Annotated in this window: 1 pseudogene; it reads left to right on the plus strand. The window is 45.9% G+C overall.

Going from position 1 to position 1860, the window contains the following annotated elements:
* Window positions 1-1581, plus strand: a pseudogene (gene nadB / locus MED92_RS13865) (L-aspartate oxidase); the annotation flags it as partial.
* Window positions 1582-1860: the final 279 nt, after the last annotated feature.

A 1860-nucleotide genomic window follows, 5' to 3' on the forward strand; every position in this document is an offset into this window, starting at 1 on the left:
CTACTATGACGCTTTGATAATTGGCAGCGGCGCTGCAGGTCTTAGCATGGCACTCCACTTGCAGAAAAAGCAAAAGTAGCAGTGTTGAGTAAAAGAGAGTTAAAAAGCGGTTCAACCTGGCTAGCCCAAGGCGGAATAGCTGCCGTTCTTGATACAACTGATAGCGCTCAGGCTCATATCGAAGACACCATGACAGCCGGGGGAAATCTCAGTCGTAAAGAAGCTGTTGAATTTACCGTCAACCATGGCAAAGAAAGCATCGAATGGCTAATTCAACAAGGCGTTTCTTTTACACAAGAAAGTGATGATTACCATTTAACAAAAGAAGGCGGACATTCCCATCGGCGGATTATTCATTCTGCGGACGCAACAGGAAAAGCCCTGCAGAAAACGCTGATTGAGAGAGCCCAGGAGCACAGTAATATAGATCTTTTCGAGGATCACATTGCCGTCGATTTAATTACCCGCAGAAAGCTTGGACTAGCCGATAACCGTTGCGTTGGCGCCTATATACTTAACGGCAAAACAGGCCATGTGGAAGTTTTTCAGGCCCCCCATGTAGTTCTCGCAACTGGAGGCGCATCTAAGACGTATCTTTATACCAGCAACTCAGATGGTGCTACAGGGGATGGCATCGCTATGGCATGGCGTGCCGGCTGCAGAGTAGGCAATATGGAATTTAACCAGTTCCACCCTACCTGCCTTTACCACCCACAAGCCAAATCCTTCTTAATTACCGAAGCAGTTCGTGGAGAAGGAGGTAAATTGATTTTGCCTAGCGGCAAGCAATTCATGCACAAATTTGACTCTCGAGGAGAGCTAGCCCCAAGGGACATTGTTGCCCGCGCTATAGACCATGAAATGAAACGGCTTGGCTGCGATTGCCTGTTTTTAGATATCAGCCACAAGCCTGCTGATTTCATTCAGAACCACTTCCCGACAATATACAAACGCTGTCTTAATCTAGGCATAGATATCACTAAAGAACCTATTCCTGTGGTACCAGCAGCTCATTACACTTGCGGAGGAGTTGTAACCGATGAAAGTGGCCGTACTGACATCCCAGGATTGTACGCTGTTGGCGAAACCTCTTTCACTGGTCTTCACGGAGCTAATCGCCTTGCAAGCAACTCACTTCTGGAGTGCCTTGTGTACGCAAAAGCCGCCTCTGATGATGTAGAGCAATCACTCTTAAAGCCCCTCGATGAATCAGAGATTCCTGCATGGGACGAGTCTCAGGTCACCGATTCAGATGAAGATGTAATCATCTCCCATAACTGGGACGAGATAAGAAGGTTCATGTGGGACTACGTTGGTATTGTAAGGACAACAAAACGATTACATCGCGCAAAGCATCGTATTGACCTACTCCAACAAGAAATTGCGGAATACTATAGCAATTACAAAATCAGTAACGACCTTCTGGAATTAAGGAATTTAGCAGTTGTAGCTGACTTGATTATTCAATCAGCCATGCTCAGACAAGAAAGCCGAGGGCTACACTACACCCTAGACTACCCTGAACTTGGCCCTGAGGCACTCGACACAATCCTCACCCCCGTTAATTTCAGCTGGAGTTAGAACTAGGTGAGCCTGGCGTATCTTAGTAATACTCTTAACCGACGGTAATTGTCATCGCTCATGCAGCCTTTCCATAAGATCAAAGGGACAGATAACAAGCGCTGCTCAACTTTACAATTTAAGAATATCGCAAAAGGACAGATAAAGCGTGAATCGATTCTGTCCACATCGATCCACTGACCATTCCTCTGCCTTAAAGACAGATGCGAGCTTTCTGTATCCCAATGGATATGAGTTATTGAAAAAGGGGAATTTAAGAAAACATGACGATTAAGGTTA

It is taken from the genome of Neptuniibacter caesariensis, assembly GCF_000153345.1.
GTDB lineage: Bacteria > Pseudomonadota > Gammaproteobacteria > Pseudomonadales > Balneatricaceae > Neptuniibacter > Neptuniibacter caesariensis.